This is a genomic window from uncultured Ilumatobacter sp., from assembly GCF_963980585.1.
GTDB lineage: Bacteria > Actinomycetota > Acidimicrobiia > Acidimicrobiales > Ilumatobacteraceae > Ilumatobacter_A.
In genome coordinates, this window is record NZ_CAXCAM010000001.1 from 12,417 (window position 1) to 24,789 (window position 12,373).

Annotated in this window: 13 protein-coding genes; 6 read left to right on the forward strand and 7 right to left on the reverse strand. The window is 63.5% G+C overall.

Annotated features, from left to right (window positions below; all coding sequences use genetic code 11):
- Positions 1–24 precede the first annotated feature (24 nt).
- The 4 genes from ACH2DW_RS00065 to ACH2DW_RS00080 all read right to left on the reverse strand — a co-directional run bounded on the left by ACH2DW_RS00065 (position 25) and on the right by ACH2DW_RS00080 (position 3,289).
- A complete protein-coding gene (locus ACH2DW_RS00065; RefSeq protein ID WP_394927658.1) occupies positions 25–840 on the reverse strand; it encodes an ABC transporter permease in 816 nt (271 codons plus the stop codon).
- Positions 837–1,643, reverse strand: coding sequence for an ABC transporter permease (locus tag ACH2DW_RS00070; RefSeq protein WP_394927659.1), 807 nt, complete (start codon positions 1,641–1,643; stop codon positions 837–839). Before ACH2DW_RS00070 ends, ACH2DW_RS00065 begins: the two co-directional genes overlap by 4 nt.
- Positions 1,640–2,572, reverse strand: coding sequence for an ABC transporter ATP-binding protein (locus ACH2DW_RS00075; protein WP_394927660.1), 933 nt, complete (start codon positions 2,570–2,572; stop codon positions 1,640–1,642). Before ACH2DW_RS00075 ends, ACH2DW_RS00070 begins: the two co-directional genes overlap by 4 nt.
- A gap of 114 nt (positions 2,573–2,686) precedes the next feature.
- Positions 2,687–3,289: a hypothetical protein gene (locus ACH2DW_RS00080; protein ID WP_394927661.1), complete on the reverse strand. Its 603-nt coding sequence runs from the start codon at positions 3,287–3,289 to the stop codon at positions 2,687–2,689.
- A gap of 40 nt (positions 3,290–3,329) precedes the next feature.
- Here ACH2DW_RS00080 and ACH2DW_RS00085 point away from each other — a divergent pair, with 40 nt between their 5' ends.
- Together ACH2DW_RS00085 and ACH2DW_RS00090 are read left to right on the forward strand one after the other, a co-directional pair.
- Positions 3,330–3,770, forward strand: coding sequence for a nitroreductase family deazaflavin-dependent oxidoreductase (locus tag ACH2DW_RS00085; RefSeq protein ID WP_394927662.1), 441 nt, complete (start codon positions 3,330–3,332; stop codon positions 3,768–3,770).
- Between the two features lie 52 nt (positions 3,771–3,822).
- Positions 3,823–5,058 carry an MFS transporter gene (locus ACH2DW_RS00090; protein ID WP_394927663.1) on the forward strand — a complete coding sequence of 412 codons (1,236 nt, stop codon included), beginning with the start codon at positions 3,823–3,825 and terminating at the stop codon, positions 5,056–5,058.
- On the opposite strand, the gene ACH2DW_RS00095 is transcribed toward ACH2DW_RS00090, so the two are convergent.
- Both ACH2DW_RS00095 and ACH2DW_RS00100 read right to left on the reverse strand, forming a co-directional pair.
- Positions 5,041–5,934, reverse strand: coding sequence for an aminoglycoside phosphotransferase family protein (locus tag ACH2DW_RS00095; protein WP_394927664.1), 894 nt, complete (start codon positions 5,932–5,934; stop codon positions 5,041–5,043). The genes ACH2DW_RS00090 and ACH2DW_RS00095 overlap by 18 nt on opposite strands.
- An 18-nt stretch (positions 5,935–5,952) precedes the next feature.
- The gene (locus ACH2DW_RS00100; protein ID WP_394927665.1) at positions 5,953–7,254 is read right to left on the reverse strand and encodes a DEAD/DEAH box helicase; all 1,302 of its coding nucleotides are present in this window, start codon (positions 7,252–7,254) and stop codon (positions 5,953–5,955) included.
- Between the two features lie 215 nt (positions 7,255–7,469).
- Here ACH2DW_RS00100 and leuA point away from each other — a divergent pair, with 215 nt between their 5' ends.
- Genes leuA through pyrF form a run of 4 tightly spaced genes read left to right on the forward strand, consistent with a single transcriptional unit; the run spans position 7,470 to position 10,739 of the window.
- Complete coding sequence (leuA, locus tag ACH2DW_RS00105) at positions 7,470–9,239, forward strand: 2-isopropylmalate synthase (RefSeq protein ID WP_394927666.1); 1,770 nt, start codon at positions 7,470–7,472, stop codon at positions 9,237–9,239.
- Positions 9,240–9,278: 39 nt separating this feature from the next.
- Positions 9,279–9,632, forward strand: a complete 354-nt coding sequence (locus ACH2DW_RS00110; protein ID WP_394927667.1) for a hypothetical protein — start codon at positions 9,279–9,281, stop codon at positions 9,630–9,632.
- 31 nt (positions 9,633–9,663) lie between these two features.
- The gene (locus tag ACH2DW_RS00115; RefSeq protein WP_394927668.1) at positions 9,664–9,852 is read left to right on the forward strand and encodes a ferredoxin; all 189 of its coding nucleotides are present in this window, start codon (positions 9,664–9,666) and stop codon (positions 9,850–9,852) included.
- Between the two features lie 41 nt (positions 9,853–9,893).
- Complete coding sequence (gene pyrF, locus ACH2DW_RS00120) at positions 9,894–10,739, forward strand: orotidine-5'-phosphate decarboxylase (RefSeq protein WP_394927669.1); 846 nt, start codon at positions 9,894–9,896, stop codon at positions 10,737–10,739.
- A 1-nt stretch (position 10,740) separates the two neighbouring features.
- Here the strand turns inward: pyrF and serA are convergent, their stop codons facing one another.
- On the reverse strand, positions 10,741–12,300 hold the full coding sequence (serA, locus tag ACH2DW_RS00125; protein ID WP_394927670.1) for a phosphoglycerate dehydrogenase: 1,560 nt from the start codon (positions 12,298–12,300) through the stop codon (positions 10,741–10,743).
- Between the last annotated feature and the right edge of the window lie 73 nt (positions 12,301–12,373).

Sequence of the window (12,373 nt, forward strand, 5' to 3'; positions counted from 1 at the left end):
CGGCAAGCTACTGCCGAACCATCGCTACGTGAGCAGAAGGCGTTCGATTCGACGGGACGCGACCGTCGCGCCGACAACGGCAAGCACGACCAGCACTGCTGCGTGGCCGATCAACGCTGGCGACCACTCGCCGAGGTTCGAGGCCCGGACCAAGACGACACCGTGATACAGCGGGCTCAGCTGGACCAGCCATGCCCAGTCCCCGTACTGGGACACCGGGTAGAACGTGGCAGAAAACAAGAACAGCGGCAACGTGATCGCCGGGACATATTCGAAATCCTCCCACGACCGCATGAAGGTCGTGAGCGCCATGCCGATTGCTGCGAACGAGAAGCCGATCAGCACACAGATCGGCACGGACAACACAATCCATGGCGACTGCACCATCCCAAGTGCCCACATCGCCAGCATGAACGCGGTGGAGTACAGCGCTCCACGCAGCACCGCCCAGGCGATCTCGCCGAGGGCGACATCACCTGCCGACATCGGTGTGGTCAGCACCGCGTCGTACAGCTTCGAGTGCTTCAGCTTGAAGAAGACATTCATCGTCGAGTCGAACACGGCACCGTTCATTGCCGACGCCGCCATCAGGCCTGGAGCGACGAACTGGTCGTACGGCACCAACTCGCCGCCGACCTCGACATCACCGACCAGCGCAGACAGACCGATACGGATCGACAGCAGGTAGAAGAACGGTTCAAAGAATCCGCTCAACAGCACCATCCACGACCGGCGCGCGACCATGATGCTGCGCTCGACCATTCGCTGTGGCCGCTTGATGTCGAACACCACCGCGGGCACGATTCGGGTGTGTGCCGCCGGGTTGAGCGTGACGCTCATGGCCGCAGCCTCCGCTCGAACGTGACGCGGGCGGCGAGGATGCCGGCGGCGAAGAACGCGAGCAGCACGGCGAGGTGCCCGAGTCCAGCGCCAAGGCTCAATCCGCCGAGCACGAGGCCTCTGCACAGCTCGACGCCGTGCCAGAGCGGCGTGCACCAGGCCACCGGCTGCAGCCACGTCGGCAATTGTTCGATCGGGTAGAACGCGCCGCCGAACAGGAACATCGGGATGATTCCGAACCGGAGGATCGCCGGGAACGAGTTGTCGGTCGTCCGCGTCGCCGTCCATGCGGCGATCGGCATCGCGAAGGCCAGCCCCGTGAGCATTCCCACGAACGCGGCGGGGATCAGTCCGAACGAGCGTGTATCGGCGAACAGCGCCAGCACCAGGGCAACGCCACCACTCGTGACGATGCCGCGCACGGCGTAGTGCAACATCTTGCCGAACACGATGTCGGCCGCGTTGAGCGGCGTGCTGATCATGGCCTGATGCGCGTTCGACCAGGTGAAGCCATCCATGGTCGGCCACAACGATTCCTGTGCAAGGACGAACATTGAGGTCGTCGCCAAGAGCGCCGTCGCATAGAACGCGAAGTAGGAGGTGTCACCGAGCACGTTGGCTGCCTCAGGGCCTCGGTCAACGAGTTCGCCGACTCCGAGGCCGACGCCGAGCAGGAACATCAGCGGCTGCACGATCGAGCCGATCAGCACCGACCACCACATGCGCTTGAAGTAGATCCAGTCGCGCAGGTAGACCCGCGACGGCCCCCACGACGAGATTCGATGCTGCACGGTGACGTTCACTCGACGAGTGTCCGTCCGGTGAGTTTGAGGAAAACGTCTTCGAGGCTGCTCCGCCTGACCAGCGCACTCTCCGGAACGATCTGGCGCCGGTGCAGTTCGGACAGCGACGCATCGCCGTCATCGGTGTAGATCAGCAGACGGTCAGGCAGCACCTCGATGCGATCACCAACCCCATCGACAGCGGGCAGCATCTCAATGTTTCGGCCGTACCCGAAGCGGACTTCGAGCACCTCGCGACGAATGTGTTCGGCAATGAGACCTTGCGGCGATCCTTCGGCAACGATCAACCCACCGTCCATCACCACCAACCGATCGCACAGCTGCTCGGCCTCGTCCATAAAGTGCGTGGTAATTACCTGCGTCGCGCCCCGCTCCTTCAGCTGGTACAGCCGGTCCCAAAGCACGTGCCGCGCCTGCGGATCAAGGCCTGTCGTCGGCTCGTCGAGCAGCAGCAGATCCGGATCGTTGATCAGCGAACGAGCGATGCTGACACGACGCTTTTGACCCCCGGACAGCGGGTCGACCTTGCTGCCAGCCTTCTCGGTCAGCTGCACAAACTCGAGGAGCTCCTTTGCCTTGGCCTTCACATCAGATCGCGAGATGTCGAAGTACCGGCCGTAGATGACGAGGTTTTCCATCACTGTGAGCTCATTGTCGAGCTGGTCCAGTTGCGGCACCACCCCCATCCGAGCACGGATCTGGCGGCCGTCGGCCACGGGGTCGAGCCCGAAGATTCGAAGTGACCCGCTCGTCGGGGGCGACACGCACCCGATCATCCGCATCGTCGACGTCTTGCCTGCTCCGTTCGGGCCGAGGAACCCAAAGGCCTCGCCCGGTGCCACTTCGACGTCGATTCCGGCCACCGCAGTAAAATCACCGAACTGCTTCACGAGCCCGGTCGCGACGACGGGCGAAGCGATGGCATCCATCCGTGCGACATTACGTCCCGCCCCAGCGTTTCCTGGCATAGGTTCGACTGGACACACGGCGCATCAAGTGTTGGCCTTCGGCGGTGTCATCCGCGTTGGCGGCTCCGTCCGGTTTTAGCCGTTGGAGAACCGGAAGCCGCAGCTGACGTTGGTGAAGTTGTCGAGACGCAGCGATGAGATCCCCGCGCGGCGCGCCGCGTCTTCCATCTGCGGGGTGTTGAAGATGCCCTCGAGGTCAGCGAGATCGCTCGCCGATTCGATCTGACGGTAGGCAGCCGCCAGCTGCGGCGTCAGAATTGCCGTTCCGTCCGCAACGGCGCGAATCTCAACAGCGACGTCAGCCGGCGCCGCAGCAGCCGCACGGTCATACGCCGCCAAGAGTTCGGGCAGGCCGTTCTCGACGTCGTCGGCGAGCGACACGAACGCCACAAGCGTGTCGGCCGCGGACGCATCGGCACCAGCTTCGGCGAGCCCAATCAAAATGTCGTTCGTGGCATCGGTGATCCCGTCGGACAGGTCACGAACGGTCTCCAGCTCGGCACATGTCTGCTCAACGTCACCGGGGTCATCGGGAGCACGTTCCACGACGGTGGTCGGCGCGATGGTCTGCGCGATCACGTCCGATCCCTCGCTGCCGTCACCGGCCGATTCGCTTCCTCCACACGCAGCGAGGGCAAGCGCGTACGAGAGGGAGACAAGGACACGTGCTGACTTCACGCTGGCTGACGCTAGGGCATCGCCGCCTACGATCAACCTCATGCCACTCACCGGAACGTACGTACCAAGCACGATGGACTGGGTCCGCGAACAGGTTGACACCTACGAAGCGACAAACGGCCAAGCAGCCAACACGTTGCGTGAGACCGGGATTCCGATCATCGTTGTCACCACCAGGGGCGCTGCCAGCGGCAACCTTCGCAAGTTCGCCTTGATGCGCGTTGAGCATGACGGCGAGTACGCGCTGGTTGCGTCGATCGGCGGCGCGCCGAAGAACCCGTCGTGGTTTCACAACCTCGTTGCTGAGCCGATGTGCGAGATCCAGGACGGCCCGGCACCCGCCGACTACACGACGCGCATCGTCGAGGGTGATGAGCGGCAAGCCTGGTGGGACCGAGCCGTCGAGGTCTTCCCGACCTACGCGCAGTACGCAGAGAAGACCGATCGCACCATCCCGGTCTTCATCGCCACTCGTGCCTGAGTGTTCGCTCTGACACCTTGACGTCCAGGTCAGACCTGCCAGGCTGATCGACGTGACCACAACGGAAACCGGCGTCGAGCGCCCAGCGAACGCAATCACGGTTCGTCCGTTTCGGCTCCTGTGGCTCAACAACATCTGCTTCTTTCTCGTCTCGAACGCCCAACGTTTCGTCTTCGGGTGGCTCGTCCTCGACGGCCTGAACCGCAGCGAGAGCGACCAGGGAGTGGTCGTGTTCACACTCGGACTGCCCTCGGCGCTCCTGGTCCTGCAGGCTGGCGTGTGGGCCGATCGCTGGGATCGCCGCAGCATGCTGATTTGGACGCAGGTTGCCGGCGGCGCCGTGATGGCCGTCACCGCTCTCCTGATCCGCGCCGACGCGCTGTCCTTCAACTGGGTCATCGTCGTCACCCTTTTCGCTGGCGCCGCGTCGGCGATCGGCCAACCGGTGCGGTCGGCCCTCATCCCCGCACTCGTCCACAAAGACCAGCTCTTCAGCGCAATTGCCATCAATGCCATCGCGATGACCCTGTCGCTCATCCTCGGCCCCGTGCTCGCCAAGGTGGTTGGCGACCAATGGGGCTTTGATGGAGCATTCTGGTTCCAAGCCGGTCTGATGTTTGCCGGGGTCCTCTTCCTGCTCCGCCTTGACGTCCCGCCCCACGCCGACCTCGCACCGAAACGATCTGTACTCGCCGAGACGAAGGACGGATTGCGCCATGTGGTCGGCGACGACAACCTGCGCGTGTTGTTCGGCCTGCTGGTCGTGGCCAGCCTCACCGTCAATCCCGCCATCATGGTCACGCTGCAAGCACACGTGAAGGACGGCCTCGGGCGCACGGCCGGCGAGGCAGCGGCGCCGTTTGCCTTGATGGGCCTGGGTATCGCCATCAGTTCGTTTGTCGTGATGCGAAAAGGCAACATGAAGCACAAGGGCGCCGCGTTCCAGCGGGCACTGATCTGCGGATCGACCATCACGATTCTCACGGGCCGTACCACTGAGATGTGGCAAGTGCTCGTCCTGTCCTTCGCGATGGGGCTGGCGGGCGGTTTCTACATCAACATGAATCAGGGGCTCATCCAGGCCAACACGCCACAGCCCCTGATGGGCCGCGTCATGGGTCTGTATGCCCTGACATCGTTCGGCATCATGCCGTTCGGTGCGCTCCTCCTCGGCGTGGTCGCATCCTGGACCAGCCCCGGCGCGGCGATCAGCGGTGCTGCGGCAGTGTGCCTCGCGGTCGTGGTGACGACGTACGTCCGTCAGCGCGAACTACGCGAGCTCGCCTGACATCACCGAGGGCAGCAAGCGCCGTCCCATTGCATTGAGGCGCGGGTTGTCTGCCGAGTTGGCCAGGTACATCAGCGCGAAGTGCAACGCCCACGCAGCGCCACGGGACCATGTCGCGCCATCAGCATGGGGAAGCGCCCGACGGAACTCTTCGAGTGCCTCGGCCTCGAACAGCATCCATCCGACGGCGAGGTCGACGGCTGGGTCACCACTGGTGATGTCGCCGAAGTCGATCACCGCACTGATAGCCCCGTCGTCGACGAGCATGTTCGCCGCGTGCAAATCACCGTGGAGCCACACGGGCGGTCCAGCATGCGGATCGACGTCAACCAATGCAGCGAAGCGAGAAGTGACCAGCTCGACAGTCGTCGACCCGTCGAGGTCGATATGTACCAGGTTCCCTGCGACGCGCGGCGCAAGCACTCTGGCGTCTTGACCGCGCCACTCGTTGCGCGGCGCGTCATCCGGTGCAGCGACGTGGAGCGCCGTCAGGAACGCACCAAGGCGGCGAGCCTCACGAATCGGATCGGCAAACAACGCATCGGCGGCAAGCACACCAGGAAACCACGGACAGATGCTCCACGGCATCGGGAACCGTTCGGAAGGAACGCCGTGGTGCACGGGCACCGGGACAGGAATCGGCAGCTGTGGCGCGAGTAACTCCAGGCAGCGCTGTTCATGCTCAATCAACGGCACGGCCAACTTTCGCCGTGGCAGGCGGACGGTGAGGTCAGCGCCGAGCCGATACATCACGTTGTCCCAGCCGTTGGCGAGCATTGCCAGCGGCCGATCAGCCAGTTCCGGAACCTGCGCGGCGAGCAGCTCCCGAACGAGCGTCTCGTCAATCTCCCACTCCGCCGCCGGCATGTTGCTCATCGGTTGAGTGTGCTGGGTTCAGGTGGTGACGACTTCGTCGAACTCGTTGAGGTTCATGAGCTTCGAGTTGTTCGAGAAGACCTCGATCGGCTTCGTCGGCTCCATGCGCATCATTCGTTGCAGGATGCGGACCTGCGTCATCTGGTTGTACTCGACCAGCGTGACGGCCCAACCGTCACGACCAGCGCGTGCGGTGCGGCCCGAACGGTGCAGGTAATCCTTCACGTCCTTCGGCGGCTCGTAATGGATGACGCCACCGATGTCGTCGATGTCAATACCGCGGGCAGCCACATCGGTGGCTACCAGCACCTGCAACTTGCCTTCGGCGAACTTGCGCAGCGTGCGCTCACGCGAGCTCTGCTGCATGTCGCCGTGCATGGCCTGCGCGTCGATGCCCAGTTCTTCCAAGTTGCGCGCCACGCGATCACAGTTGCGTTTGGTTTGGCAGAAGACCAGCAGCTTCGGGATGCCCTTGCCGATCGAGCCAATGACCTTGTCCTTGTCCATGTGATGGACGCCAAGGAACAAGTGGTGCATCGTGCCGACCGTGTCGGTGGCTTCATCGACGGCAATCGTGACCGGATCGGTCTGGTACGCACGAATGAGGTGGCCGACATCGCCGTCGAGCGTTGCGGAGAAGAGCATCGTCTGATCGCGGCTGTCACAATGCCGCAGGATCCATTCGACCTGCGGGGTGAACCCGTCATCAGCCATTCGGTCGGCTTCGTCAAGCGTGACGATCTGAATGTGATCGAGGCTGATCTCGTTCGACTTGATGAGATCGATCAGACGCAGCGGCGTCGCAACGACAATCTCGACGCCCTTGGCCATCTCTTCGACCTGGTGATGCCGTGAAGCGCCGCCGTAGACGGGCAGCACGGTCATTCCGGCGTGATTGGCGACCGGCTGCAACACCTCGGCCACCTGAACGGCCAGTTCGCGGGTCGGCACCAGGACGAGCCCAAGCGGACGCATCGGCTCAGCCTCATCGGTGATGCGAGCGAGCATCGGCACGCCGAATGCGAGCGTCTTGCCCGAGCCGGTCTTCGCGCGACCGCACACGTCGTTGCCTTGCATGGCAACGGGGACCGCTTCGGTCTGGATGTTGAATGGCTGGGCGAACCCGCACGCGGCGAGTCCGTCGTCGATGCGGGCAGGGACGCCGAGCTCGAAGAAACCGGTTGGTGCCTCGACGGGCGGGAGTGAGTTCGTCGTCGTCAGGTTGGACTTGTTGACGTGGTCCCGGCTCGACGAGTCATCAGAGCGACGCGGCGGTCGCTTGCCGCGGGGAGCGCCCCGCCGTGCTGTTGATTCTGTCATGTTGTCGAAGAGCGTACCCTCCAGTAGATGGCATAGGCACGGGCCCCGGTCCGTGCTATCGTTTGTCCTGTGAACGACGGGCGACTGCTGCTCCTTATGTAGGGCGAGTGCCGATACGCCGCGCTCGCCCGCACCCTCCGCCCTCCGGCCGGGGGGTTTTTGCTTTTTCGGCCGACGCTCCCACGAACTGAACTTCCAGACACACGAGAGAAACCATGCCTCCTGAAATCCTCAGCCCCGAATCGATCACGGCCCAATCGCCATCACGGATGCCGTTCGACAAGTACCAGCCGTTCATCCCGATCACGCTCACCGACCGGACCTGGCCCAACGTGGTCATCGACGCCGCGCCACGTTGGTGCTCGGTCGACCTGCGCGACGGCAACCAGGCCCTCATCGACCCGATGGACCCCGCCCGAAAACTGCAGATGTTCACCGAACTCGTCAAGATGGGTTTCAAGGAGATCGAGATCGGCTTTCCGTCCGCGAGCCAACCCGACTTCGACTTCCTCCGGCAGTTGATCGAAGAGGATCTGATTCCTGACGATGTCTGGATTCAAGTCCTGGTGCAGTGTCGACCCGAACTGATCAAGCGCACCTACGAAGGCCTGCGCGACGCTCCTCGAGCAATCGTGCACTTCTACAATTCGACCAACCCACTTCAGCGCGAGGTCGTCTTCAACCTCGACCAGGCTGGCATCAAGGACGTCGCCCTCACCGGCGCGGCCCTCTGCAAAGAGCAAGAAGCACTCCTGCCTGCTCGTTCCGACGGCTCGGCGACCCAAATTCGCTACGAGTACAGCCCCGAGAGCTTCACGCTGACGGAGCCCGAGTACGCGATCGAAGTGTGCGAGGCCGTGATGGGTGTCATCGCGCCGACCCCGACCGCCCCGATCATCCTCAACCTGCCGGCAACGGTCGAGTGCTACTCCCCAAACGTCTACGGCGATGTGATCGAGTGGTTCGGACGTTCGATTTCCCAACGCGATTCGGTGATTATCTCGCTGCACCCCCACAACGACCGCGGCTGTGCCGTCGCCGCCGCCGAGTTCGGCGTGATGGCGGGCGCCGACCGTGTCGAGGGCACATTGTTCGGCAATGGTGAGCGCACGGGCAACGTCGACATCGTCAATCTGGCGATGAACTTGTTTATGAACGGCGTCGATCCCCAGCTCGACATCTCCGACATCGACGCACTGCGACGGACAGCGGAGTACTGCAACCGGCTGCCGGTCAGCCCACGCCATCCCTACGTCGGCGACCTCGTCTACACCGCGTTCTCCGGCAGCCACCAAGATGCGATCAAGAAGGGCATCGACGCGCTCGATCGGAGTCGCGACAGTGCGACGGGCGAGTACCCCAAGTTCGCCGTGCCGTACCTGCCGATCGATCCGAAGCACGTGGGGCGCACCTACGAAGCGGTGATTCGCGTCAACAGCCAGTCTGGCAAGGGCGGCGTGGCCTATGTGATGAAGACCGAGCACGGCTTCGACCTGCCCCGTCGACTCCAGATTGAGTTCTCAAAGACCATTCAGCACATCACCGAGGACTCCGGCACCGAAATTGGCCCCGGCGTGATGTGGGATGCGTTCCAACTCGAGTACATGCCGTCTGAGCCGAACATGCGCCTGCGGAGCCACGAACTGCACACCGTGTCCAACGACGACACCACTGGTAACACGTCGATTCAGGTCCAGCTCGACGTCAACGGCTCAGCTCATTCGCTCGACGGCCAAGGTGATGGTCCCGTCGAAGCGTTTGTCGCTGCGCTGGTCTCGGAGTTTGGTTCGTCGGTCGGTGGCGACTTTGACGTGCTCGACTATGCCGAGCACGCGATCGGTCAGGGCGCAGACGCCAGAGCGGTTGCCTACATCGAAACCGTCGACGCCAACGGCAACATCCGCTGGGGCATCGGTACCGACCCGAACATCACGACCGCCTCGCTGCGCGCCGTGCTCGCCGGATTCGAACGCCAACGCCAATAAGCCACCGTGCAACCCGAGCCCGGCGCTACCGTGACCCTCATGTCGTTGATGATCACTGCGATGCGCCGCTCGATTTGGCTGCTCCTGATCGGTGCAGTCGGTGGGGTGGCATGGGGATGGTGGCGCGACCACAACGCGCCACCATCGCCGTCCGCTCCCCCAGAGTGGCCACCACTGGAGCCTGCGACTGTTGCGCCGACCACCGACGTCGCCCATTGGGTCTCGTCGAACGACGATGGATCGTGTCCGCCAAGCCATCCAATCAAAGCCAACGACAACTCAAACATCTTCCACGTGCCGGGCGGCCGCTTCTACGAACGCACCCGGGCCGAACGCTGCTACGCGACTGCTGAAGCAGCAATCGCTGACGGCTACCGTCAAGCCAAAGCCTGAGACGCACTCACTGAAGACAGGGGAACAGCACATGAAGGTCACCGTCGATTTCGACAACTGCGCATCCACCGGAGCCTGCATGCAGGTCTGCCCCGAAGTGTTCGAGGTCCGGACCGACGGGTATCTCCACATCCTCCAGGAGAACCCCGGCCCCGAACTGGCTGACAAAGTCAACCAAGCTGCGGATATGTGTCCGACAGCAGCAATCACCGTCGAGTGACGCTCAGGCGCTGAGGGGCGGGCCGGGGTACATTCGGGCGCGTGGGATTTCATGCGCAGCTCGAACGGTCGTGGACCGCGTCCTCTTCAATGTTGTGTGTCGGTCTCGACCCCGACCCGGCGCGTCTGCCCGCTCCGCTCGACGGAGCACCCGACGCGATCGAAAGGTTCTGCCGGGCGATTATCGACGCCACCGCTGACCTCGTCTGCTCATTCAAGCCACAGTTCGCCTACTTCGCCAGCCAGCGCGCCGAGCACGCGCTCGAGCGCATCTGCGTGTACATCCGTGAGACCTACCCCGATGTGACGCTGATCCTCGACGCGAAGCGCGGCGACATCGGATCAACAGCTGAGCACTACGCACGTGAGGCCTTCGGTCGGTACGGCGCACACGCGGTGACCGTCAACCCGTACCTCGGTACGGATTCAGTCGAGCCGTTCTTTGCGCACGCCGGAAATGACGGTGGCGGCGTCATCGCCCTGTGTCGGACGAGTAACCCTGGTGGGGACGACTTCCAATCGTTGGTCACCGCACCCGAGCACGGCGGCAAACCGATCTACATGCACGTTGCCGAACGCGTCGCGAACGAGTGGTCCCAGCTCGGTGATTGTGGCCTGGTCGTCGGAGCCACTTACCCAGCCGAACTCGCCGAGATTCGGGCAGCAGCCCCCGGTCTTCCGTTTCTCGTGCCAGGTGTCGGGGCACAGGGCGGTGACGCCGCAACCGTCGTCGAGCACGGCGCCGACGCGACGGCTCGCGGACTGATCGTCAGCTCGTCGCGCGCCGTGTTGTACGCCAGCAGTGGCGAAGATTTTGCTGATGCGGCCCGGGCTGAGGCCAAGCGGACTGCCGAAGCACTCGCCCTTGCCGATCCGGGTGACGACTGACTCAGAGTGTCTTGACGTCGAGAATGCCCGGCGCCTCCCGCAGCGCGAGCAGCGTCTCGTCGGGGACTTGCTCGGTCGGGGCGATCAGCATCACGGCAGTACTGGAGCCCTCGACGCGGGCCACGTCCATGTCGGCGATGTTGACTGCTGCGTCGCCGAGAATCGTGCCGACCGTGCCGATGACACCGGGACGATCGTCGTTGCTGACGACGACCATGTGATCAGCCGGTGGGACGTCGAACGGCGTGCCATCGATGTTGACGATGCGTTGCTCGTGACGAGGGCCCGAGAGCGTGCCCGAAATCGAGTGCTCGCCACCACGCAGGGTCAGCAGGTTGACGTAATCCGCAGATGTGGCGCAATTGACGTCACGAACTTCGATGCCATGATCCTGAGCGAGCTGCGGGGCGTTCACGTACGTCACCGGCTCATCAGAGATCGCTCCGAAGAAACCCTTCAAAACGGCGAGTTCGACGATGCGCGTGTCGTAGCCGGCAATCTCGCCCTCGGTGCAAATCTCGAGCGTCTTGGGCATTGACCCGTTGAGTGCGACGAACAGACCGCCGAGCCGCTCGGCAAGCGGGAGGTAGGGACGGAGGGTCTCGTTGGCCTCTGCAGCATCGACATTGACAGCGAACGGAACGAAATCGCCGGCGAGTGCCAGTTCGACCATGGTGGCGATGGTGTCGCCGGCCTTGTCCTGAGCTTCGTTGGTGCTCGCGCCGAGGTGTGGCGTGACGACGATGCTGTCGAGTCCGAAAAGCGGGGACTCGGTCATCGGCTCGGTGGAGAACACGTCGAGCGCAGCGCCGGCGATGACACCATCACGAACGCAATCAGCGAGATCCTGCTCGTGCACGATGCCGCCACGGGCGACGTTGATCACTCGCAGCGACGGCTTGGCCTTGAGCAACAGATCACGGTTGATCAGACCCAGGGTCTCGGGGGTCTTGGGAAGGTGCACCGTCAGGAAGTCCGACTCGGCGACCAGTTGGTCGAGCGCCAACAGTTCGACCCCCATCTTCTTCGCACGGTCCTCCGACACGAAGGGGTCGTACGCCACGATGCGCATCCCGAACGCCCGAGCGCGGTCGGCCACGAGCTTGCCGATACGGCCAAGGCCGACGACACCGAGGGTCTTGTCGACCAGCTCGACGCCGGTCCAGCGACTGCGCTCCCAGCGGCCCGCAACGAGCGCTGCATGGGCTTGGGGCACATTGCGTGCCTGCGCGAGCAGGAGCGCCATCGTGTGCTCGGCTGCGGAGACGATGTTGCTCTGGGGTGCATTGACCACCATGACGCCCTGCTTGGTGGCTGCACTGACATCGACGTTGTCGAGGCCGATGCCGGCTCGCCCGACAACCATGAGGTCGTTCGCTGCGGCGAGGAGTTCTGCAGTGACCTGTGTTGCGGAGCGAATGATGAGCGCCGCGGCGCCAGGGACGATCGACAGCAGCTCCTCGGCGGACTTGCCGACCTGAATGTCGACGTCGTGACCGGCTTGTCGGAGGCGTTCAAGCCCTCCGTCGGCGATTTCTTCAGTGACCAGGATGCGAGCCATGCAACATGACTATCGGCATTCGTGACCAGGTGGCACACAATTTGACGAGACGTTCAGCTCAGGTGCCACGGCA

Coding starts and splice junctions, on each gene's coding strand:
- ACH2DW_RS00065 (WP_394927658.1), bottom strand. CDS start 840: ATGAGCGTCACGCTCAACCCGGCGGCACACACCCGAATCGTGCCCGCG.
- ACH2DW_RS00095 (WP_394927664.1), bottom strand. CDS start 5,934: ATGAGCAACATGCCGGCGGCGGAGTGGGAGATTGACGAGACGCTCGTT.
- ACH2DW_RS00115 (WP_394927668.1), top strand. CDS start 9,664: ATGAAGGTCACCGTCGATTTCGACAACTGCGCATCCACCGGAGCCTGC.
- serA (WP_394927670.1), bottom strand. CDS start 12,300: ATGGCTCGCATCCTGGTCACTGAAGAAATCGCCGACGGAGGGCTTGAA.
- ACH2DW_RS00085 (WP_394927662.1), top strand. CDS start 3,330: ATGCCACTCACCGGAACGTACGTACCAAGCACGATGGACTGGGTCCGC.
- ACH2DW_RS00110 (WP_394927667.1), top strand. CDS start 9,279: ATGTCGTTGATGATCACTGCGATGCGCCGCTCGATTTGGCTGCTCCTG.
- leuA (WP_394927666.1), top strand. CDS start 7,470: ATGCCTCCTGAAATCCTCAGCCCCGAATCGATCACGGCCCAATCGCCA.
- ACH2DW_RS00100 (WP_394927665.1), bottom strand. CDS start 7,254: ATGACAGAATCAACAGCACGGCGGGGCGCTCCCCGCGGCAAGCGACCG.
- ACH2DW_RS00075 (WP_394927660.1), bottom strand. CDS start 2,572: ATGGATGCCATCGCTTCGCCCGTCGTCGCGACCGGGCTCGTGAAGCAG.